Origin of the sequence: Desulforhabdus amnigena (assembly GCF_027925305.1) — a bacterium.
Lineage (GTDB): Bacteria > Desulfobacterota > Syntrophobacteria > Syntrophobacterales > Syntrophobacteraceae > Desulforhabdus > Desulforhabdus amnigena.
The window spans coordinates 996,479-1,017,576 of sequence record NZ_BSDR01000001.1; the positions used below are offsets into that span (position 1 = coordinate 996,479).

The following is a 21,098-nucleotide window of genomic DNA, read 5'->3' on the forward strand; positions in this document are numbered from 1 at the left end:
CACCGGTGTTCCTGTAATTGACAGCGACAATCGTCCCATAGGGGTCATCTCACATTACGCCAATCTATTGACGAGAACAGTTTTACATCTGCATCGTCCCTTGTATCATCACTCCCCTCAGGTTTTTCTGACATAAATCGTTGGGATTTTTTAGATAATTTACAACAATATAAAATGGTTACCTAAACAACAGGTCTTGTTGCCCCAGAGTTGGGACTTGCAAAACAGTCTTCAGATCAAGTAGGATGCCAAAATCTTGAATGGGAGAATTGGTAAAGCGGGCAGCTACAATCCTATTCTCCTTTAAAATAGCAGAAAATCAAAGATTGGACTTTGACTTCATGGTATTCCGTTGATTTTTGAAGTTTTGTGTTCAGTTACTGAAGATGAGAGGAGGTGTGCACTGTTATGAAAACTGAACCCACAAGTCACAACACCTCATAACAACAACAGATTCTGATTTATTCATAGGTTTTTAGGGCCTGTAAAAAAACAAGTTCCATATTTCTTCAAAGAAGACTGGCTTCCGGTGAAACTTGGAATCCAGGAAAACCGGGAAGTAGTTCTTTTACAGACCCTTAGGTAATTTTTTCCTGACTGCCGTCTATTCCTCTTTGGTAAAACAGCATCTCGCATGCCCGAGGAATTCTATGAGACACAAATGGGAATCCAGTCTCTCAGGACAAGCATCTTTTTTGTTCGGCATGACGTTTGCAAAATACCAGCAAGCTGTAGCCGATCGATACTTTTGGAATAGCCTATAACATGGTTGGTCAGGAAGAAAGCTTTATCGTTAACGTAACACAGGCAGGAGATCATGACCCGAAGACAGGCTCTAAAGTTGCTCCTTTTGGGTACCGCGGCGGCATCAACGCAGCAGGTTTTCAAAAGAGAAGCAGAGGCAGCGGTTTCGCTGAAGTATCTTTGTACCGGAAAGCTGGACTTGCACAACATTCACACCAACGAATCTCTCAGCATCCAATACCTCGACAGAGGGGGTGACTTCGATCCCCAAGCCCTCACTAAGCTCAATCATCTCTTCAGATGCTCATACGATGATTCGCCCTTTCCCATAGACCCACAACTTTTTCTCCTTTTGGACGCTGTCCGAACAAAACTGGGGTCTCGAGAAAGACATTATCATTTGGTTTCGGGCTATCGCTCCCCTTCTTATAATGAATACCTGCGTCAAGAAGGACATGGAGTAGCCAAGAACAGCTACCACATTAGAGGTATGGCTGCAGATGTACGTTTGGAGGGCGTGGATCTCATCGATATCCAGAAAACGGCTCTCTTGTTGAATGTGGGAGGTGTTGGGGGATATCCCGATTTTGTCCATTTGGACGTTGGTCCCGTACGACAATGGTAAAGAGTGTGGGCGTGACGCCTGAACGGTCCGTTAAGAGAAGGGAGATTTCCTCCTGAAATCCTTCCTTCATTGATTTTGTTGAGCGGGAAGAAGCCTTTCCCGCTCAAAGAATTGAAGAACCTACAAGTCCGGAACACGATAATTCCACAATCACTCGTTTTTTTCAGTTTTACTTCCTGACTGTGGTTTTGCTGTCGTAAAAGCCTCCGCGATGCGCTTGGCAATCAGGGGCGCATTTCCCCCTGCCCGGTTGTTGACAATCACATTGACTGTCACCTCCTGTTCTATTCCTGCCCACATTATTCTTGCCGTTTCTTCGATCATCTCGGGCTGCAGCATGCCTTCAACCAGCTTTGAAAAAGGATGTGCCTGCGCATAGGCATCCTCATAACGGATTCCAAGGGGTGTCATGAGGCGAATAATACACTGCCGTTCCGCATTCAGAAAACGACCACCTGATTTTGCAAATTGTTTTGCCAGAGGGGGAAGCCAGGACCAGTGAGACAGTACCTGGCCCACACCATGTTTTTCAAGCACGTCAAAAACCACAGGCGTGAGATAAGATTCCGTTCTCAGCTCAACATGATAGCGAGGATCAGGATAAATGGAGTTGAAAAAGAAATCCAATGAGCGGGCCAATTCCGATGCGGAAATCCGTTCCCCTCTGCGCTGATACTCCTGTTCAAAAATAAAACCCTTCAAATTGGATCCCAAAAGGGTTAGCGCAGGTTCATAAAAGCGTTCAATAAAGGCTTTGACATTGAGATAATCTTCATTGGCAATATATTTGCCAGCATTCAAAATCTTTTGCGCAAAAATAGACTGTGGGACCTTCAGCAACAGATAGTCATCTTCTTTCAAGTGACTTTTATAACGGCTGAGCACATGAAAATTCTGAGTAGCCTCACCATCCGCAGTCAGCAAGAATCCATAGAAAGTGTAATCTATCTCCAATATCCTGAAATGATTGAAATACTCCTCTACGCTTTCCACGGGTAAAACATCTTCCTGAAATGTTCGCCCCTTGATCTTTTTGGAACGGCTGGATATGCGGCCTTTGTAGCGGTCTTCCGAATAAATCTGCCCCACCCACCCCAAATAGCGGTCGCTCGCTGTTCCTATAAAAATATCGGGATGCAATTCTCTAAAATAAAAGTGTTCGAAGTCAAAACCCTGTCGATCAGACATGATCGATCCTTAACAGCAGGAGATTTCTCCATTCTTCCTGAAGTGCTGCATCATATGTCCTGTGAGCTCGGCAATTCGAATTCGCCAATGCGGTCACCTCCGCAATTTGGACAGCAGGGTTGTGGATCACCCATTGTAAAATTGACTCGAACCAGTTCAAAAGCATTTCCGACCCAGCCACAGTCCTCACATCTCAACTGCTTATGTTCCATCATTTCTCCTTAAACCAATTTTGAATTCCACTGAACATGAGAAGACGGGACCAGCAATTCTCTTTTTGGACGTCTTTCATGATATTGGCATTTGCGACATCCCCTTCAATCCCCCTTCAAAGCGGGACTTTGTTCTAAAAATTTCCCCCTGAGAGGGGAAGTTTTTTAAAATGAGAAGCACTGCCATGGGACGATACAAAGGGATCTCTATGGAAAGCAATGGATCTGGAAGGACTCGAACCCTTGAATCCACAATCAATCCCATCTATGCGTCAGATAAGGATTTCTCTTTTCGCTGCCGATAAAATTCCATCAGAAATTCTGTTTCTTTCGATGAAAGGTCGAATCTTGAGACAGCTTCATTGACATACTTCATCGGCGACTCACTGGGAGATTCCTCCAGGCGTGCAGAAATCCATTTCACAGCCCTGCGGATGGATTCCCCTTCGGGCATAATATTGGCCATGACTTCATTCTCCTTACAATTGCTTTGATTGCCATCATATTATAACTATAATATATCTCCTAATGAACCGCTCGATAAGGTCATTGCAAGTACCCCCATCGATCCTGAGAGCATTTTTACAAACAAATATAATAATAACAGATTCACCTTAAATTTCAGACCACATATTGGCAATAGCCATTTGAAAAATGATCGTGCCAGCATAGGTGAGAAGGCAGCAATAACGATTGATTTTTCTTCGCACAGTAAATCGGGATAAAATCAAAAAACGAGAGGGCTTCCTCTCAAGAGAGAAAATAATTTCTTCACGCTCAACTGGAGTTCCCGTTGGGTGAAGGAGGCCGCATTGAAAAACAATCTCATTTTTGATTTCCGAACCATGAATCCTACCACGGACAGCGCTGAGCAGGAGCAGGAAGCTCTGATCGGAATTCTCATCAAGACGGTGGAGCATTTCTTCGGTGGTTTCCAGAAGATTTTTGGAGGCGCATCCGATCCGAGAGACCAGAGGAAGATCAACTACCCTCTTGCATCTCTTTGCTTTGCAGGAGTTCTCATGTTCTTGCTGAGACTCGGAGCCAGAAGACAGGTCACATACCAACTCCGAAAGAATGAGCCCTCCAGGGAAAAGTTCGAGATCCTTTTCGGTGTCGACTCCTTTCCCCATGGTGATACCCTTAATGATCTCTACCTCAGGCTCTCTCCGCAAGAGGCTCAAGAGGCCGTTACCGGGATGGCCGAAACCCTCATCAGAAAGAAGGTGCTCTCTCGCTGGAGACTTCGGGGCATCTACTATGTTGTGGCTGTCGATGGGACGGGGACCATTTCCTTCGACAAGAGACATTGCCCGTACTGTCTCACCCGGACTCACGGAACCAAGACGATCTACTACCACGAGGTGCTCGAGGCAAAGCTCGTGACCCCAAACGGATTCGCCTTCTCCCTTATGACGGAATTCATCGAGAACCCCGGGGAGAATCCCGGCAAACAGGACTGTGAGCTCAAGGCTTTCTACCGGCTTGCACAAAGACTCAAAGAAAGATTCCCCCGGCTTCCCCTGTGCATCAGCCTCGATAGCCTCTTTGCCGGCGGCCCCACCTTTGACCTGTGCAACCGATACGGCTGGAAGTTCTTGATCGTTCACAAGGATAACCTCCCCTCCGTTGAGCAACAGTTCGAGGCCCTCCAGAGATTCCATCCTGAGTGTCACCTCGAGTACCGGACAGGCAAAGAAGCCAGAATTCACCAGCAATACCGGTGGGTAAACAACATTCCCTATATCGATACTGAAAACAGAGAGCACTCCCTTTGCGTTCTCCGGTGCCTTGAGACCAAACCGGATAAGACAGGGCAGATCAGGACCACTCGATTCCAGTGGGTTACCAATTTCAAAATCAGTCAGGCAAGCGCCATCGAAATAGCCAACGATGGAGGAAGGAGCAGATGGATCATTGAAAACGAGGGCTTCAATGTCCAAAAAAACGGGGGATTTGAACTGGAACATGTTTACAGCAACAATGATGTCGCCTGCAAGATCTTCTACCTTCTCTTGCAGATCGCCTGCACTCTTTTTCAGCTCATCCAAAGAGGCAGTCTCTTTCGGAGAGCTTTCCCCACGGGAGTGGGATCGGCCAAAAACATCGCGTTCAGACTTCTCGAAGCTTGGCGCAACCTCAGGCTCGCTCGGGACTTCCTCGATAGAGTCCGGGCACAGCCATTCCAAATACGATTTGACACTTCCTGAAGGATGTCCATGTTCCAGGCTCTGATCCCCCATACATCTATAAATCTTTATAAACAGCACCAGAATGAGTGCACATGGGATAGCTGTATCTTCAACCTGGGATCAACTGCATTGAACGCCATGGGAGCACTTTTGAGCTGTGGTTAGATCTACTGGATCTTCACTGCTGGTGAGAAGGGAAAGAGCTCCCCTTCTCATCCTGCAGTCTATCAGTGTCCCGTATCTGTGACCCCCGCTTCTGCAAAGGTTTTTATTTCCTTGAGGACCTTCGCAGACGCTTCGATAATATTCATAGCCAGGGCAGATCCCGTACCTTCTCCGAGACGCATCTCAAGATCCAAAATTGGACGCAACCCGAGGAGCTCCACCATGGTTGCATGTCCGATCTCCAGACTCTGGTGTGAAATAAAAAGATAATCCTTCGCAACAGGCATCAACCGGCAGGCAATCAGAGCCCCGGCTGTGGCGATGAAACCGTCGCACACGATGGGCGCCTTCACTGCCGCAGCTCCCAAAACGGCTCCAGCAAGACCGGCAATTTCAAAACCTCCCACCTTGGTCAACACATCCAAAGCATCTTCAGAATCCGGCTGATTCACTTTCAATGCCTTTTCGACCGCCCTGACTTTTCGATTGAAAGCTTCATCATCAATCCCGGTGCCGCGACCCGTCAATTGTGAGACGGGTTTTCCACTGAATGTTGCAACAATGGCCGTCGAAGGTGTGGTATTGGCTATTCCCATGTCACCCGTACCAAACAGTTCATACCCTTCCTCGAGAAAGGCCTTCTCGACCAGGCCAGCCCCAAGGAGCAGTCCCTGAATAGCCTGCTCTCTGCTCATGGCGGGACCTTTGCAAATATTTGCTGTTCCCTTGCCTATTTTTTTATGCACCACCTGCCATTCTTCGGGGATGTCTGCCGCCACTCCGCAATCCACGACACGGACATCAGCTCCAGCATGTTTGGCCAAGATATTGATGGAAGCCCATCCCTGGATAAAGCTGAAAACCATTTGTCCGGTAACTTCCTGGGGGTATGCACTGACTCCCTCTTCTGCCACACCATGATCTCCAGCCATGGTGAAGATGAGCTTCTTTTTGACTGACGGCGTCAGAGTACCCTGAATGGCAGCCAGACGTGAGGCAATCACTTCCAAATGTCCAAGCGAACCTCGAGGCCGGATCTGAGAATGCAGTCTCTCCCATGCCTTTTCTTGCCATTCCTTTGAACAGGGTTCAATACGATTCATCAAGTTCTTGAGATTTTGCAATTTATCCTCCTTCATGAATTACTTGAACTATAACCGTTCCAAAAAAAAATCCTTCAAACTTCTCCGCAAAGGGATGTTTGAAGGATTGCTTGATGGCTTCGGCAATCTCGAGCCATTACCCTGAAAACTCAGGCATCCTCTCCATCGCAGGTCTTCTGACTTGCGGTTCGCTTTACTCTCTGTTCCTTCCCATTCCTTGCCCAAAATATACGGGCTTGCAGGAACAGTGGCTGTTTCTCAGATTTCATCCCCGCTCACAGCGTCGGCCAAACGCTACGGTTTTTCACCGTATTCCCATTTAAGCACACAGGCACAACGAAGAGGCTTAACAGAAAAAACTCTTTCTCGAAAAGTACTAAGATTTTTTGAGGGTTCTTTTGATGAGCTTAAGCGCTTTTTCTGTCTCCATCACCGGGATGATTTCAGCCACACCCAGATCCGTCCAGTTATAAATGGATGATGCGAGATGAATTTCATCATCGGCCTCGAAAAGACGGAATACGCGATGCCCCGAAATGTCAAACCACTCCCCCTTGACCGTCACTCCAATGTCCTTTTCCTTTCCGCCCATGCCTCTTTCGATAACCAAATTACGATCTTCCGGAGAATAATTAAAAATGGCCATAAACAGCATAAGAGGCTCCTTTCTCAATTGTGGAGATGGGTTAAGTGCGCACTCCTCACGATGACCGACGTCATGGTCTACAATAGAGCTCGGTGAAATCACCTGCCCCAACGCCACTCGGGCGCGACAATCAGGAGCAAGGCCATCCCTGCTCCATCAAAACAGAAACTTGATTTTTGGTGGTGCCCCCTGAAATTCTTATAACACATTATAGAGAACTCGATAATCAGAAAGTAAGCAATTAACGGTATTGCTGACAGGCGAATGTTCAGAACGACGCAGATTCAAGAAATATTCATTCGGCACTGGATGTGACATGTTCAATAGAAAATGGTACGGCAGCGATGGTATGGCCTCTTTCTGAAGGATTCCATCTGCCCCAATTGCCAGAGCCAGTTGTCAACCCAGGTGCTGCTGACTTCTCTTCCCTGTGCCGCAAATGCATTCTTTAGTGCTTCCACCGCCCATACAGTCATCGCCCGGATTTCTATCTCTTCCTCACACCCCTGAGACAATACTTGCATGGAATCGACCTTGCTGGCCAAGTCCGGATGGTATGAGATCACTCCCAATGCTCTCAAAACTTGAGGTAACTTATAGTCGGCAAAAGCCGTGAGTTTATCCATATGTATGAATTTTCCCCACTTTCGTCCAGCAAATGCCAGATTCACATCCGAAATGAAGATTTGTGCTCTTTTCCAGAAATAGACTTCTATCTCACCATATCGAGCGTCATCGCGAAAACTGGGAAAAGAATCCACGATTTTTTTTACTGCGACCAGGGCATTTCCTTTTGCCGACTCAAGTAGATGAATGATATCACCCCGCCACGTAGAGTTCAGAATCCGACCCGCTTCTCTAAGATTGAAAAGCCGTTCTTCAAAGAGTGGAATTTCCACATTTCCCGACAAAATCCCTTTCAGATCATCGGCAGAAAGATTTGCCAGAAAATCCGGTTGAGTGATAGGAATCCCACTTTCTTGAGCACGCTTGAGACTTGCAGCCAACCCCCAATAACCTGATCGGGGACTTCCACCGTAGTGTATTGTCCAGGTCGGTTCGCCCACATCTGGCCAGAAGCAATGGTTTAAAATGTCCAAAACAAAAATCCAACGAACGGTTTCCTCGGAGTCATCGAAAAAGTGACAAACGTTTTGCCATTCTCCCAAATCCCGAAAATAATCTCCCCATTTTTCCACAGCGGGTCGCACCAATTCGGGATGAAAGAATACACGACTGCATCGAGAAACGACTGCTGCTATCGATGGTAAAATAAAAAATTGAGCTTGATCATTTCGCATTGTTGGTGCTCCTCATAGAGGCACACAAAAGGCATGGAAAAAAACAGGTATTGGAATCTGAAAAACGAATATATTATAACATCTGGAAATAACAGCCTAAAAATATTTCATCTCAATAACAAAGCCCATGCGAGGACCTTTCCAGCACCTTACATGGGCTTTTCTTTTTGGAATGTAATTTTTCTGAAAATTCAAGAGCGATGATGATAATGAAATGTTCGATCAGGAAGTTGCAGCTTCTACAGCGATCTGACTTTCAGTTGCCGGTGCCAGAACCTCCTGGGCATACCGCTCCTTTACTCTCAGCAGGTAAATCACTACGGGCCTATAAGCCAGATGGGCCCATTTGGCGAAAGGTACTTCCAGAACAAGCATGGGAACAGCTACCATCATATGAATGATATAAAGGAAATAGGTTGTAGCGGGCCAGTCCAGTAAGCGGGTGAAGTGAACAAAGATGCCGGTCAGGGTTGTCAACTGCAACAAAATGAGAAACATCCAGTCGGTCGGATGGGAATTTTGATAGGGCGGTTTGTTCTTCTTCAAACGTCCGATGATGGCATAGGTGGTGCCGTATAGGATCGCAAACGTCGCATAATACCCCACCAATCGTACGGGATGCGAGAACGCATATTCAATGTGATCGCGTTGAAACCATCTGATGAACACAACGACCAACAGAAAAACGGATGAGTACCCCGTCATAATCATCAGGTGTACGAACCATTGCATCTTGTCCGAACATTTGCCGAAACGCTTTTGAGTCAGAAAATGAAGCAACAGTTCCTTGGCTTCGGTAGCATAAATCCTGAGAGGGACCTTAAACGCCAGCTTCCCCATAATGATTCTAAAGCACCGAAAAACATTGCTCAAAAGCAGAAAGGAAAGGATTCCACCCATTATGAGATCTGCAATTTCAATATGTTCGGCAGGCCATAAGGAGTTCAACGCGGCATGTTCCCAATTAGGATGGCCAGTATTGAAAATGAGAAGTCCAATTCCGACCAACAAGGCAACAATAGAGATGGCGATGATTTCAAATCTTTCAGATGTATAAAATTTGCGGGCAAAACCTGTCCAATCGTAAAGAGAGGTCAAATAGCGTCGCATGACCATCATGGTTTCACCAGGGTCCGCACCGCGAGGACAATGGGTTGAACAATCTCCACAATAATAGCAGAGCCAGGGTTCCGGAGCATGGAGCAATTTTTCTCTCTGTCCCAATTGGATGAGCCGCACCATTTTTCTTGGAAAAGGATTCTCGGGTGTCGAGAGAGGGCAAATGGCCGTACAGTTTCCACAGTTAAAGCATTTGTTGGCGTCTTTAAGACCGAAGGATTCCAAATCTTTTATCAAGGTGGGGTCGACTCTGTTACTCATCGCAATGCCTCCTGTCACTATAGAAGTTAGGAAGATGACTTTCACAAAGCAAAGTCTGATAAAATCAGGAGCCTGGAATGCCTCAACGCCAAGCAATCTCACGAAAAAGGCGCCGGATGTTCCTTTTTTTACCTTCGGTTCAAGGCTCCCGATTTGTATCGGCGCCCCCATGTTCTCGATGGACATGGGGGCAAGAGAAGAGAATTAGTATCCCTTGTAGGGGTTGGGACCTATTTCATTGAGTTTTTCAGCGAAGGAATCAAGGAGAGCGGGGAGTTTATCATAGTCGGTAATGGCAACAGCTTCAAAACGAACGCGATCGGATTCCAGTACAAGTCGATCCAATGTCTCTTTGACTTTGCTTAACCGAATATTTGCAAGCTCACTTCCTTTAATGAAGTGGCATTGATAGTTTTCACCATGTTGACAACCTAGAAGCAGAACACCATCAATACCCTTGGAGAGCGAGTCAGCAACCCATACAAGATTCATGGAACCAAGACAGCGCACAGGGATAACGCGCACCCAGGCATTGTAGGTCATGCGGCGCAGGCCGACCATATCCAGCGCAGCATAGGCATCGTTTTCACAGGCCAAAACGAGGATACGAGGCTTTTCGTCGTATTCTTCAGGCACATTGATAGATTTGATCGTATCACCGATCATTCCCACCGAATAGTTCTTGAAGGAGATGATACGTTCCGGACATGCACCCATGCAAACACCGCAACGGCGACAACGGGTAGGCTGAGGCAGCGGATTTCCCTTTTCGTCTTCGTTAATAGCACCGAACGGACATTCTTCCGTACAACGCTTACACTGGGTGCAACGCTGCATGAAAAATTCAGGGAAGCTTGCATCACCCACGCGAGGATGTACGGCCAGACCGCGGCTCGTGAGTTCAATACACTGAATCGCCTTCAATGCAGCACCCGTAGCATCTTCGATAGAATTGGCCACACCCATGGGGCGGCGTACGGGGCCCGCCGGATAAATACCCGTACGACGGCTCTCATAAGGGAAACAGATGAAGTGAGAATCGGGGAAACCATACTTTAGACCGGGAAGTTCAGGTCCCTGCCGATACTGAAGATTGAGAATGTCGGAAGCAAGAATAGCGTCCTGAGGAGTTTCAACTTCGGGTTCGCCCTCTTTCTTCTCTTTGGCTTTTACATCCTCACCAAACGCTGTTCTGGGAACCATACCCGTAGCCAGAACGACCAGATCCAGATCGCCGATAACGATCGTATCGCCCAAAAGCTCATCGAAAGCCTGGACACTGACGTCACCGTTACTGACCAGCACTTCGGGATCCTGGCTGCGTACAAAAATAACGCCCTCTTCCTGGGCCTTTCTATAGAAATCTTCACCCTGACCGGGAGTCCGAAGTTCTTTGTAAATCACATAAACGTTGCTCGAGGGATCTTGTTGCTTGACCTCGATGGCCTGTTTCAAGGCGGTAAAGCAGCACACCGAGGAACAATACGGCAGATGGTTGGGATCACGCTGTCCCGCACATTGCAGAAAGGCAACATTCTTGACCATCTTTTGGTCACTCGGGCGGGTGATCTTGCCGGAGAGGCTGATTTCTTCAAACTGGACATTGGTGATGACGTTGGGAGATGCACCATAGCCCAGCTTGGCATCCAGTTTAGTGGGATCATAAGGTTCCCAACCAGCAGCCTGGACAACCGCACCAATACGATGCTCCATCTTCGAGCCGTTTTGGGAGATGGTAGCATTAAAAACGCAAGGGCCACCAGTGAGTGATTCTACTTTTGCTCCCGTGTAGACTTTGATCTTATCATTTTGTTGAACCGCCTGAATGATTTGATCGATGTCGTTGGTCTGGACTTCTTTATAAGGAAAGGTGACTTTTTTACCGACTTTCTTCTGATAACCACCCAACTCAGCCTGCTTTTCCACCAGGACAACTGAATAGCCGGCTTTGGCCGCTTCCAAGGATGCGGTCATACCTGTCAAACCGCCGCCCACCACCAGAATATCGCGAGACAATTCCTCTTCCGGCTTGTAGGGTTCGGGAAGCTCCATCTTGCTGGCTTTTGTAACGCCCATTCGGAGGTAATCCTCAGCCATCATCTGAGTATCTTCTGCTTTGGGCGGCTGAGACCAGGCAACCTGTTCGCGCAGGTTGACACGTTCAATGATGGTACCCTCAAAGTTGAAAACATCATACATGACGCGAGGTGAGCAGGCTGCTATGACGAGCGTGTTGGCACCTTCGTTGGCCATATCGTCTCTAATGAGCTGAGCCCCTTCTTTACTGCAAAGGTTTGCATGGACCTTACATATGGGAACCGACAGCTCCGAGGTCGCCAATTCGCTCAATTGATCTATATCGAGGGCATCTCCGATGCCACATCCAGTACAAATATATACTGCTAACTTTTTCTCCATTGAGTCTACCTCCTGGCAATGGATTGGATAGCTTTAAGTGCGGCTGCCGTGCCATCTTGTACCGCTTCAGAAACGCCAACGGGGGTTCTTGTGCAACCAGCGGCATAAATGCCCGGTTTGGCCTCAAGTGATGCCACAAATCCGTACTCATCACTGCCCACGGTCCCAGGAATCGGTGAATCGGACGTATTGGGCTGCATTCCTGTTGCCAGTACCGCCATATCCACAGTTATCTGATGCAAGGCTCCAGCAGCGGTATCTTCGACCCGCAAAACAAGGTTCTTAGTGGCGGCGTCTTCTTCTATCTTGGCCACCTTTCCTTTGAAAAACTGAATATTCTGGTCTTCTTTGACCTTTTGGTAGAAATCTTCAAGCCTGTCCATTGCCCGGATATCGATATAGAAGATGTAGATTTTGGCGTCGGGGTATTGGGCGCGTACATATGTGGCCTGCTTCATGGACGCCATGCAGCAAATGGAAGAGCAGAACGGAAGATGATTCTGGTCACGGGAACCAGCACATTGAACAAAAGCGATCGTTTCAGGAGCCTTGCCGTCCGACGGCCGCACAATCTTGCCCTGCGTAGGTCCGTTCCATGCAGCCAAACGCTCCATCATCACGTTGGTGACAACGTTGGGGTACTTCTTGAATCCCAGAGTATCCAGCCTGGTGGCGTCATACGGTTTCCAACCGGTTGCCCAAGTGATGGCTCCCACCTTCAGGTTTACGGTCTTGGGCTCCATGGTCAAATCGATGGCGTCGTAAGGACATGCATCCTTTACCTTTTGCGCGTCCGGACTGGCGACCAATGCCGGGTCCAAAACGAAGCGCATGGGGAAAGCCATGTCATGGGGCAGATAAGCCGCCTTGATTTTGTCCATACCATAATTGAAGGGGTTGTCAATTTCCATGCTGGTGGCTTCTGCGCACTTACCACAGCCGGTGCACTTTTCATTGACATATCGAGGGTTCAATTTGATGGAGACGTCAAAATCGCCTTCTTGACCAGAAATGGCTTCTACTTCCGCCATGGTGAAGAAACGGATTCTGGGATTGTTCTTGATCCGACGGAAGTTGATTTCCAAACCGCAGTATGGCGGACACAACTTCGGAAAGTACTGATGAAGCTGAGCCACTCGTCCGCCAAGATACGCATTCTTTTCGACGAGATAGACTTCGTGGCCCGCTTCTGCTGCTTCGATGGCGGCGGCGAGTCCGCTCATGCCGCCTCCGACCACCAAAATACTTTGAGTTACTGCGTTTGCCATGCTTATCCTCCTAAGCTGATTTAAAAATATATCGAGAACCCCACCAGCGTTTGGGCACAATCTCCAAGATTTCGCTCTTTCCTATTTGCTCGGCACAAACCTTGCAAAAGCTCAAGATTCCCAATACTCCCCGTGTGCATATATACACAAAGAGCCTTGATCGTGCAACAAAAAGATCTGAAAATCCGGAGAATATTACTTTTCTCGTCGTTTCTAAATGATTCGTCTAGGAATCGTCAACCCTTTTGATGTGATGAAATTGTGAAATAAAGATCAAAAATCAGAGCATTTTTCTTGCAAAAAGAAGCCGGCTTGCTTAAATACTTTAATCAGTGTTGATATGCACCCGGAAAAATGGATGCGTGAGGGCCGCTTTACCTGTTTTATCTGGGTACAAAGCTTCAGTTTTGAACCACTCGACTAAAAAGGGAGTGAGGCAATGGAAGAGAAGCAAGATAAAAAAGGCAAATGGATAGAATTGGCAATAAAATTGGCACTGTCACTTGCAGCACTCTTTCCAGTTTATGTGATACTCTATCTGACTTTCCCTGCATCCATTGTGGCGTTTTACCTGATTTCGGCTGTTTTATTTGCGTTTTTGGCACCTTGGGAAAATTTCAAGAAGAAATTTTTGTCTTAAGCTCTTAAAGGGGTAAAATCGTTTCGATACATTTTGCCCCTTTTTTGCCCGAGGGAAACTACATGAAAATCATTCAGTATCCGGAAGTTGAAGCGCATGTCTTCGACAAAGCTCCCGCCCGGGGAGTCAAAGGCCGTGTGGTCATCGGAAAAAACGACGGGGCAGAAAACTTTTGTATGCGTGTATTCGAACTCTCCCCCGGCGGACACACTCCCCGCCATACACACGCATGGGAGCACGAAATCTTTGTCCATGCCGGAAAAGGCGCCGTTTTACGTGACGGGACATGGCACGAGATAGAGAAAACCCATGTCGTTTTTATCCCCGGCAATGAAGAACACCAATTGAAAAACACGGGAGACGATACTCTCGTTTTCGTCTGTCTCGTTCCTTCAAATGCACCGGAGATCTGAATGTCCTCTTATTAGCAACCGGCAGTCTTGCGTCCCAGAAGCGATCTGTACTTGGGGATTCGAGAAAGTGACGAAAATGGAGCCTTGAGATTTAAGGGCTCCATTTCATGCCCAACCACATAAATCTAGCCCCCTTCCAAGCTGTTGCCCCTCTCAAAGTTCGATTCAATGTGTTCGACCGACTGGAGCTTTCTGGAAACCGTATCGATCGTTTCGGGAAATTCAAGATCCAAACTGTTCGAAGCGCCCAAATCCTTAAACTTTCGCGCAGTGACCAAAACACGCCCTTCCAGTGACCCAACCGCTCGATTATATGCAAGAACCGCCCGATCCAAACCCTTTTTCATTTCGCTAAAGTGTCCCGTCAAAGTCCGAATTCGGTCGTAAAGCGTTTTGCCCAACTCGCTGATCGCCTGCGCATTTTCTGCGATTTGTTCCTGCCGCCACCCGTAAGCCACCGCCCTCAGGAGGGCGATCAGGGTCGTGGGGGTTGCCAGTATAACGTTTCGTTCCACTCCAAATTCGATCAGCGATGGATCCTGCTCCAATGCCGCACTGAAAAAAGTTTCTCCCGGCAGAAACAAAACGGCAAATTCGGGGGCTGATCTAAACTGTTCCCAGTAGGCCTTGCCGCTCAACTGAGTGAGATGAGCACGAATTTGGCGGGCATGATCCATGAGTTTAGCTTCTCTCGTAACATCGTCTCTCGCCTCCAATGCTTCCAGATAAGCCTGCAGCGGGGCTTTCGAATCCACGACGACGATTTTATGATTCGGAAGTTTGATGAGCATATCCGGACGCAATACCCCTTTTTCGGATATCACCGATTCCTGTTGTGCAAAATCGCAATATTCCACCATACCCGCGATTTCAACGACCCGACGGAGTTGGATTTCCCCCCAACGCCCGCGCACGGTGGGAGCGCGCAGGGATTGAACGAGGCTGGAAGTCTCTCGATGCAATGCATTCTGGGTTTGAGCCAAGGATCGGATTTGCTCATTTAGACCCACATAGGCAGTGATTCTTGCCTTTTCGATCTCTCCGATCTTCTCATTCACTTTTACCAGGGAATCCCTCAGGGGTTGCACAAGTTCCCCAATCGCCTTGCGACGTGTTTCGAGATCGTTCTTGGCGCTTTCCTGGAATTTCTGCAGGGCGGTCTGTGCCAAATCCAGAAATGATTGGTTGTTATTCCTGAGCGCCTCTGCAGAGAGAGCTTGAAAAGCATCGGAAAGTTTGGCCTGCGCTTCCCTGAGCAACTCAAATTTTTCAGCTGCGGTTTTCTGTTCCTCTTCCAGTCGTGTTTCCACTTCTGAAAGTTTTGATCTGAGGACACTGTTCTCCTTCTGAGCCTTCAGGATGAGCTCCTCCCTCGAGCGAATAGAAGCCTGCAGGTCAGGAATCCGTGAGTTCTTTTCTTCAGCCGCAACTCTACGTTCGAATTCGACCTTCATTTCATCTCTGAGACGCGATATCTCCGTCATAACCTTATCATGGGCACCCTTTAAATCTTCCAATTGCCGTTCTCTCCCTGAAAGCCTTTCCCAAAGCGTCGCCCGCTCCAGTTCCAGTTCACCTCGTATTTTTTCGCTTATCCGTTGGATCTTGAAGCGGAATATGGCCCCAACGATGCATGAACCCAAAATCGCCCCCAACAAAAACATCAAGAGAGGAATCAGGTAGGCAGAAAAATCCTGCATGAATTGTCCTTTATGCTGTTAGCGTGTAAATTCAAAAGATGGAATGATATTTTCTACAACCTCATTGCAAAAAAAGTCAAACATCCCTATTTGGAGTTTCCCGAATCCGGGTGCATATCACCCACTTCAACCCATGGAAGAACTCGCGTGAGCAAGATGCCTTTTCAACCATAGGCATGGGGTTATTGCCCCGCAATGGAGTGCCTTGACCCCACGGAGCGTTTTGACTATCTTGACCTTGAGCAAACAACCTCACAAAAAGGAGTCTAAAGATGGGCGGATGTGAGATACCGGAAAAGAACGCTACAAATCAAGAAGTGAGAGAAATTTTGAAGTCGGCAAAAACAGTTGCCGTCGTGGGTATTTCTCATAAGGAAGAACGCGATAGCCACATGGTGGCCAAGTACCTGAAAGACCATGGCTACAAAATCATTCCCGTCAATCCCAAATACAAGGAAGTTCTTGGCGAAACCTGTTATCCGACTCTCAAGGAAATCCCTGAGCATATTGATATAGTGGACATTTTCAGGAATGTCGACGCCATTCCCGGCATTGTGGACGACGCCATTGAAGTGAAAGCGGGATGCGTATGGATGCAACTCGGATTGGCCCAGAATGAGGCAGCGGAAAAAGCCCGAAAAGCCGGACTCTGCGTAGTAATGAATAAATGCATGAAGATTGAACATGCCCGAATGAGCAATTAAGAATCTTACGCCAACATATCGGATGGATGACAAGACGATCCGGATCTCTTGTTCGCTTTTCGAATCGTAACCGTTTATCCCCATTTGCGTATCCGTGGATTGCATAGATGTCACAGAGAGGTAAAAAAAACAGCCGGTTTTTGAATTTTCCCTATCCTCTGCGATCTTTGTGTCCTCTGCGGTAAACGGTTGATTCAACCCTAACTTCCATACATGACATGGGCGGGGATGCACCTGCTTTTCCAGAGGGGATATTTTTATGGAGTTTCTGCTTCCAGAGGCTTTTTTTGACGTGGATTCCTTTGAACATCGTGATCTTTTTTCCAGTTGCCGGTATGTGTGGCAAGCTCTTGAAAATATCTCATCTCATTTGGGAAAAAAACTCAAGGGCAATATTGGATCGGTGGGTAGCTTTCAGCAACCAATCCCGCAAACCGTCGTTTTATGGCAAGGGAAAATATGGAGGGACGGCTTTGAACTACTGGGAGGGGATGTCACCAGGGGGACCTTCAGAGTAAGAATCGGTGGTGAAGAAACCTCGGAGGCGGTCGTCCTTTATGCCGGTTCAATTTTTTGGGATGAAGAGATCTATATCGCCTCTGGAGCGGTGGTTGAACCGGGAGCCCTCATCAAAGGCCCCACAATGATTGGATCTTATACGGAAGTACGTCAGGGCGCATATATTCGCGGCAAGTGCATCGTCGGGGACCGTTGTGTTGTGGGACATACCACGGAAATGAAAACAAGCGTCATGCTGAACGGCGCCAAGGCGGGACACTTTGCTTATATCGGCGACAGCATTCTGGGGAATTCGGCCAATCTAGGGGCAGGGACTAAACTGGCCAATCTCAAAATCAGGGAAGGCACCGTGAAAATAAGAATAGCGGGAGAGTCCATCGATACGGGATTGCGCAAATTTGGTGCGATTCTGGGAGATCGGGTGGAAATCGGGTGCAACGCCGTGACCAATCCTGGAACCCTGTTGGGAAAAGGCAGCCTGGTGGTCCCCGTTGCATCTGTTGCCTCAGGCTATTACACCCCCAAAAGCATCGTTCGGCACAAGGGCTGACCATATATGACCTACCGCAACGGGCAATTTGTACGTGTCATCAATTACTACCGCAAGCGCTACAAGGCCATGGAAGAGAATGGGCAAAGCCCGTACCGCTTCACAGCTCTTGGAGCTTGGGCTGCGTCCAGAGCCCCCCATGTTTTTCATTTTTTCAGGTCGATCCATTTGGACCAATACAGGTCATTTGTGGACCTGGGGAGCGGTGATGGCCTTGTGGCCTGTCTGGCGGGCCTTTTCACACGATCTATAGGCATCGAAATCGACCCGGAACTTTGCAGGGAGGCGCACCTTGCCGCCGCACATCTTGGGATGGAACGGCAGGTCGAATTCATTTGTTCAGACTATCTCTCTCAAAACCTCGTGTCAGCAGACTGCCTTTACATATATCCCGACAAACCGTTTTACGCTTTGGAAAAAATGCTGGCCGACTGGAAAGGAACCCTCCTTGTTTATGGGCCGCATTTCCCTCCCAAGCACCTTACTCCTATTCAACATCTTGAATGCGGGAATGAACGCATTGTTCTCTACCGGAATTTTCTCACGTGAATTGTACGACCCATTTGGTCCCCCCCTGCAAACCGGCACTGCGAGAGAGCCGGGATATCTCTCCGAATGCGGAGGGCGCTGAAAAGCCAGGAACCTGGGACTATGGTTCGTCACATATAACTGACGCAATCTTCCGCTGTTCATCCTCGGTAAGATAGGGGTGCATGGGCAGGCTGAAAATTCTATCGGCGCAAGCCTCGCTTACTGGAAAATCTCCTTTGGAATAACCCAGAAAGCCGTAAGCCGGCTGAAGATGCAGGGGAGTCGGATAATAAATAGCTGTAGGGATTTCCGCCTTCCGCAGCTTTTCTTGAATGCTGGAACGTTCATGACTGCTTCTCGCCAGAACAGAATATTGCGCCCATGCGGAAAGAACTCCCGGGGGCAGTTTCGGTAGAGTGAGCGGGGCATTTCCCTCCTTCAAAAGTTCATTGTACCGGTGAGCCACTTTCCGGCGTTTTTGGAGTTCATCCGGGAAAATCTCGAACTTTTCCAGTAAAATGGCGGCTTGGAGCGTATCGAGACGCCCATTGATTCCAATGCAAAGATTTTCATACTTGTTCCGCCCCTGCCCATGAACACGCAAGGAGAGCATCTTTTCCTGCAGTTCGGTGTTATCCGTAAAACACATTCCTCCGTCTCCATAGGCTCCGAGAGGTTTTGCGGGAAAAAAGGACGTGCACCCGATATGAGCCAAGCTACAGGCTTTTCCACTCAGGCTTTCTGCGCCGAAAGACTGAGCCGCGTCCTCTATGACAAAAAGATCATATTCTTTTGCGAGGGCATTGATGCTTTCATAGTCGGCGGGCAACCCGAAAAGGTCAACGGGGATAATCCCCCTGGGGTGGGGAAACAATCTGCGATTTAGGATTTGGGGGAGCGGATGAATGCCGGCATCGTGCGTCTCGAGAGCCTTTATCGCTTTCCGCAATTGCTCAGGGTCCATATTGAAGGTGGCGGGATCTATATCGACGAAAACAGGAGTGGCCTGCAGCAAGGCAATGACCTCAGCGGTTGCCATAAAGGTAAAGGGTGTCGTTAGAATCACATCACCAGGCCTGACATCATAAGCCATGAGGGCCAGCAGCAGGGCGTCTGTTCCGGAAGCGCACGCCAAACCATGCTTCACTCCAACGTATTGAGAAAGCACCGTCTCCAATGACTTGACTTCAGGCCCCATAATATATTGACCATGATCAAGCACCATTTGAATCCGCTTTTCGATTTTTGCTCTGATTCGTTTTTGTTGAATATTCAAATCAATAAACTGCATAGGGATCTCCCCTCTTTCCTTATCCCCAAAAAAAGTGATAAAGAATCTCTTCGGATTAAAGGCATTATTAGAAGATATGCAAACACACATTGCATTTGCATGGTTTTCAGTTCAGAATCAAAAATTCTACGTAAAACCGCAATCCTCTCTGCGCATCGACTCATTGAAATGACGGTTGAATGGCATACCTGAAAATAGATGTCAATCTTTAGCCCTGATCGATTCCCCAAGGAGATCGACTAAAGGCCTATCCGAAAGCTTTACTTGGCAACGGGCACCCCTCTTCAATTCCCCCCTCGAGGGGAGCCAAGGGGGGAGCCAAGTTCTAAGATAGAGGAGCGCATGATCGTCTTTATGCCCCATTGAACGAATCCGTTATTTGTATTATGCTAGTGAAGCAATGGCTTGGGATTTCCATCGATATGGGAAATATGCTGCCAATTCCAACTACACAGCAACCACCCCTTTGGAGTCATATCATTCAACCAACGAAGATTTTGAGGAGAAGACCATGTGCGAAGCCAACGCATATCTTTGCAAGGACGGTAAAGAAGAACTTGTTTTGGAAGCAGTGGACGTTTTGGAAAATGAAGGAGACCAAGTGCGGATTGCCAATATTTTCGGTGAACAAAAGGTCGTTAAGGGCAAGATAAGAAGTATGTCCTTGGTAGATCACAAAATTCTTCTCGAGGAATAGTCTCAAAGAAAGTCAATGGAATTCGAGGCTGGGCTGTCATTCATCCATAGGGAATGCGGCATGGGTTGGTTGAACGATCTCACTATCCCGATTTTGACTGACGTACCAATCGATTTGCCTACATATTCCGCGAATGATTTTGACGTCCCTGGCTCGGAGCCCAATGCGGCTGAAGGCCTTTCTCACGCTGGTCATCCAATACTCGGGATTTTCCGGGTTGATAAAGTTAATCTTGGCGAGGGTTTTGGTCAGATGATCGTACATGCCTTCCAGTTCGTGGCGGTTCGCAAGTCTGGGAACAAAATTCTGGGGTTCTTCCTGCGTGGCTGTAAAGAGCTCATATGCTATCACCATGACCGCCTGCGCCAGGTTCAATGAAGAGAAGTCGGCGGTGGGAATAGTCACAAGTGCATCGCAATATCTCAGTTCCTGGTTGGTCAATCCCCGGCTTTCTGTGCCGAAAAGGATAGCGATTTCATTGTCTTCACTGATAGGAACCAGTTCCTGGGCAATGCGGCGAGGAGTCTTTATCCCCTGCCGATGCGATCCCGTTCTTGCAGTAGTGCCGACAACGTACCGGTAAGGGGCCAAGGCTTCCTCAATTTCATTGTATACCTCCATGTCTGCCACCACATCTTCCGCCGTATGAGTGGCCATCCGTAAGATGCGTGTCAGGTCGCAGTCGAGGGGATTGACGACCACGAGCCGCCGGATGCCCATATTCTTAGCCGCTCGTGCCGCAGCTCCGATGTTTTCCGGGAAATGGGGTTCATGGAGAACAATTGCGATGTTCTTAAGATTCACTTTCATA

General features: G+C 48.0%; 19 protein-coding genes and 1 riboswitch. Of the genes, 8 read left to right on the forward strand and 11 right to left on the reverse strand.

The annotated features are described in order from the left end of the window. The first annotated feature begins 817 nt into the window (after nt 1-817). The gene (locus QMG16_RS04370) at nt 818-1,369 is read left to right on the forward strand and encodes a peptidoglycan L,D-endopeptidase MepK (RefSeq protein WP_281792450.1); all 552 of its coding nucleotides are present in this window, start codon (nt 818-820) and stop codon (nt 1,367-1,369) included. Between the two features lie 150 nt (nt 1,370-1,519). Here the strand turns inward: QMG16_RS04370 and QMG16_RS04375 are convergent, their stop codons facing one another. Further along, complete coding sequence (locus QMG16_RS04375) at nt 1,520-2,557, reverse strand: DUF72 domain-containing protein (protein WP_281792451.1); 1,038 nt, start codon at nt 2,555-2,557, stop codon at nt 1,520-1,522. Between the two features lie 477 nt (nt 2,558-3,034). Then, nucleotides 3,035-3,235 carry a hypothetical protein gene (locus tag QMG16_RS04380; RefSeq protein WP_281792452.1) on the reverse strand — a complete coding sequence of 67 codons (201 nt, stop codon included), beginning with the start codon at nt 3,233-3,235 and terminating at the stop codon, nt 3,035-3,037. 346 nt (nt 3,236-3,581) lie between these two features. On the opposite strand from QMG16_RS04380, the gene QMG16_RS04385 reads away from it, so the two are divergent. Further along, nucleotides 3,582-4,979: a hypothetical protein gene (locus QMG16_RS04385; protein ID WP_281792283.1), complete on the forward strand. Its 1,398-nt coding sequence runs from the start codon at nt 3,582-3,584 to the stop codon at nt 4,977-4,979. 209 nt (nt 4,980-5,188) lie between these two features. Here QMG16_RS04385 and cobT read toward each other — a convergent pair whose 3' ends face one another. The 6 genes from cobT to QMG16_RS04415 all read right to left on the reverse strand — a co-directional run bounded on the left by cobT (nt 5,189) and on the right by QMG16_RS04415 (nt 13,242). Beyond that, nucleotides 5,189-6,250, reverse strand: a complete 1,062-nt coding sequence (gene cobT, locus QMG16_RS04390) for a nicotinate-nucleotide--dimethylbenzimidazole phosphoribosyltransferase (protein WP_281792453.1) — start codon at nt 6,248-6,250, stop codon at nt 5,189-5,191. A 128-nt stretch (nt 6,251-6,378) separates the two neighbouring features. Further along, nucleotides 6,379-6,583: riboswitch (cobalamin riboswitch) on the reverse strand. Between the two features lie 22 nt (nt 6,584-6,605). After that, nucleotides 6,606-6,884 (reverse strand): DUF3303 domain-containing protein, encoded by a 279-nt coding sequence (locus QMG16_RS04395; RefSeq protein ID WP_281792454.1) that lies wholly within the window; start codon nt 6,882-6,884, stop codon nt 6,606-6,608. A gap of 311 nt (nt 6,885-7,195) precedes the next feature. Then, nucleotides 7,196-8,176: a queuosine 5'-phosphate N-glycosylase/hydrolase gene (locus QMG16_RS04400; RefSeq protein ID WP_281792455.1), complete on the reverse strand. Its 981-nt coding sequence runs from the start codon at nt 8,174-8,176 to the stop codon at nt 7,196-7,198. Between the two features lie 222 nt (nt 8,177-8,398). Continuing rightward, nucleotides 8,399-9,556 carry a 4Fe-4S dicluster domain-containing protein gene (locus tag QMG16_RS04405; RefSeq protein ID WP_281792456.1) on the reverse strand — a complete coding sequence of 386 codons (1,158 nt, stop codon included), beginning with the start codon at nt 9,554-9,556 and terminating at the stop codon, nt 8,399-8,401. Nucleotides 9,557-9,760: 204 nt separating this feature from the next. Then, nucleotides 9,761-11,974, reverse strand: coding sequence for an FAD-dependent oxidoreductase (locus QMG16_RS04410; RefSeq protein ID WP_281792457.1), 2,214 nt, complete (start codon nt 11,972-11,974; stop codon nt 9,761-9,763). A gap of 5 nt (nt 11,975-11,979) precedes the next feature. Next, the gene (locus QMG16_RS04415) at nt 11,980-13,242 is read right to left on the reverse strand and encodes a CoB--CoM heterodisulfide reductase iron-sulfur subunit A family protein (RefSeq protein ID WP_281792458.1); all 1,263 of its coding nucleotides are present in this window, start codon (nt 13,240-13,242) and stop codon (nt 11,980-11,982) included. A 439-nt stretch (nt 13,243-13,681) separates the two neighbouring features. Here QMG16_RS04415 and QMG16_RS04420 point away from each other — a divergent pair, with 439 nt between their 5' ends. Then, nucleotides 13,682-13,882 (forward strand): hypothetical protein, encoded by a 201-nt coding sequence (locus QMG16_RS04420; protein ID WP_281792459.1) that lies wholly within the window; start codon nt 13,682-13,684, stop codon nt 13,880-13,882. A gap of 62 nt (nt 13,883-13,944) precedes the next feature. Continuing rightward, a complete protein-coding gene (locus tag QMG16_RS04425) occupies nt 13,945-14,295 on the forward strand; it encodes a cupin domain-containing protein (protein WP_281792460.1) in 351 nt (116 codons plus the stop codon). A gap of 125 nt (nt 14,296-14,420) precedes the next feature. Here QMG16_RS04425 and QMG16_RS04430 read toward each other — a convergent pair whose 3' ends face one another. Then, complete coding sequence (locus QMG16_RS04430) at nt 14,421-15,995, reverse strand: DNA recombination protein RmuC (protein WP_281792461.1); 1,575 nt, start codon at nt 15,993-15,995, stop codon at nt 14,421-14,423. A gap of 272 nt (nt 15,996-16,267) precedes the next feature. On the opposite strand from QMG16_RS04430, the gene QMG16_RS04435 reads away from it, so the two are divergent. The 3 genes from QMG16_RS04435 (at nt 16,268) to QMG16_RS04445 (ending at nt 18,317) form a co-directional block, all read left to right on the forward strand. Beyond that, on the forward strand, nt 16,268-16,699 hold the full coding sequence (locus QMG16_RS04435; protein WP_281792462.1) for a CoA-binding protein: 432 nt from the start codon (nt 16,268-16,270) through the stop codon (nt 16,697-16,699). 259 nt (nt 16,700-16,958) lie between these two features. After that, nucleotides 16,959-17,768 (forward strand): LbetaH domain-containing protein, encoded by an 810-nt coding sequence (locus QMG16_RS04440; protein WP_281792463.1) that lies wholly within the window; start codon nt 16,959-16,961, stop codon nt 17,766-17,768. 6 nt (nt 17,769-17,774) lie between these two features. After that, a complete protein-coding gene (locus tag QMG16_RS04445; RefSeq protein ID WP_281792464.1) occupies nt 17,775-18,317 on the forward strand; it encodes a hypothetical protein in 543 nt (180 codons plus the stop codon). 100 nt (nt 18,318-18,417) lie between these two features. Here QMG16_RS04445 and QMG16_RS04450 read toward each other — a convergent pair whose 3' ends face one another. Beyond that, nucleotides 18,418-19,590 carry a DegT/DnrJ/EryC1/StrS family aminotransferase gene (locus tag QMG16_RS04450; protein WP_281792465.1) on the reverse strand — a complete coding sequence of 391 codons (1,173 nt, stop codon included), beginning with the start codon at nt 19,588-19,590 and terminating at the stop codon, nt 18,418-18,420. A 400-nt stretch (nt 19,591-19,990) separates the two neighbouring features. Between QMG16_RS04450 and QMG16_RS04455 the strand changes: the two genes are divergently transcribed. After that, nucleotides 19,991-20,287, forward strand: a complete 297-nt coding sequence (locus QMG16_RS04455) for a CooT family nickel-binding protein (RefSeq protein ID WP_281792466.1) — start codon at nt 19,991-19,993, stop codon at nt 20,285-20,287. Between the two features lie 36 nt (nt 20,288-20,323). Here QMG16_RS04455 and QMG16_RS04460 read toward each other — a convergent pair whose 3' ends face one another. Continuing rightward, nucleotides 20,324-21,097, reverse strand: a complete 774-nt coding sequence (locus QMG16_RS04460; RefSeq protein ID WP_281792467.1) for an RNA methyltransferase — start codon at nt 21,095-21,097, stop codon at nt 20,324-20,326. Nucleotide 21,098: the final 1 nt, after the last annotated feature.

Excerpts from the sequence above, each read along its gene's own strand:
- QMG16_RS04410 (WP_281792457.1), bottom strand. The coding sequence starts at position 11,974 with ATGGAGAAAAAGTTAGCAGTATATATTTGTACTGGATGTGGCATCGGA.
- QMG16_RS04380 (WP_281792452.1), bottom strand. The coding sequence starts at position 3,235 with ATGGCCAATATTATGCCCGAAGGGGAATCCATCCGCAGGGCTGTGAAA.
- QMG16_RS04435 (WP_281792462.1), top strand. The coding sequence starts at position 16,268 with ATGGGCGGATGTGAGATACCGGAAAAGAACGCTACAAATCAAGAAGTG.
- QMG16_RS04425 (WP_281792460.1), top strand. The coding sequence starts at position 13,945 with ATGAAAATCATTCAGTATCCGGAAGTTGAAGCGCATGTCTTCGACAAA.
- QMG16_RS04405 (WP_281792456.1), bottom strand. The coding sequence starts at position 9,556 with ATGAGTAACAGAGTCGACCCCACCTTGATAAAAGATTTGGAATCCTTC.
- QMG16_RS04440 (WP_281792463.1), top strand. The coding sequence starts at position 16,959 with ATGGAGTTTCTGCTTCCAGAGGCTTTTTTTGACGTGGATTCCTTTGAA.
- QMG16_RS04415 (WP_281792458.1), bottom strand. The coding sequence starts at position 13,242 with ATGGCAAACGCAGTAACTCAAAGTATTTTGGTGGTCGGAGGCGGCATG.
- QMG16_RS04420 (WP_281792459.1), top strand. The coding sequence starts at position 13,682 with ATGGAAGAGAAGCAAGATAAAAAAGGCAAATGGATAGAATTGGCAATA.
- QMG16_RS04445 (WP_281792464.1), top strand. The coding sequence starts at position 17,775 with ATGACCTACCGCAACGGGCAATTTGTACGTGTCATCAATTACTACCGC.
- QMG16_RS04375 (WP_281792451.1), bottom strand. The coding sequence starts at position 2,557 with ATGTCTGATCGACAGGGTTTTGACTTCGAACACTTTTATTTTAGAGAA.
- QMG16_RS04400 (WP_281792455.1), bottom strand. The coding sequence starts at position 8,176 with ATGCGAAATGATCAAGCTCAATTTTTTATTTTACCATCGATAGCAGCA.
- QMG16_RS04460 (WP_281792467.1), bottom strand. The coding sequence starts at position 21,097 with ATGAAAGTGAATCTTAAGAACATCGCAATTGTTCTCCATGAACCCCAT.
- QMG16_RS04455 (WP_281792466.1), top strand. The coding sequence starts at position 19,991 with ATGGCTTGGGATTTCCATCGATATGGGAAATATGCTGCCAATTCCAAC.
- QMG16_RS04395 (WP_281792454.1), bottom strand. The coding sequence starts at position 6,884 with ATGCTGTTTATGGCCATTTTTAATTATTCTCCGGAAGATCGTAATTTG.
- QMG16_RS04370 (WP_281792450.1), top strand. The coding sequence starts at position 818 with ATGACCCGAAGACAGGCTCTAAAGTTGCTCCTTTTGGGTACCGCGGCG.
- QMG16_RS04430 (WP_281792461.1), bottom strand. The coding sequence starts at position 15,995 with ATGCAGGATTTTTCTGCCTACCTGATTCCTCTCTTGATGTTTTTGTTG.
- QMG16_RS04450 (WP_281792465.1), bottom strand. The coding sequence starts at position 19,590 with ATGCAGTTTATTGATTTGAATATTCAACAAAAACGAATCAGAGCAAAA.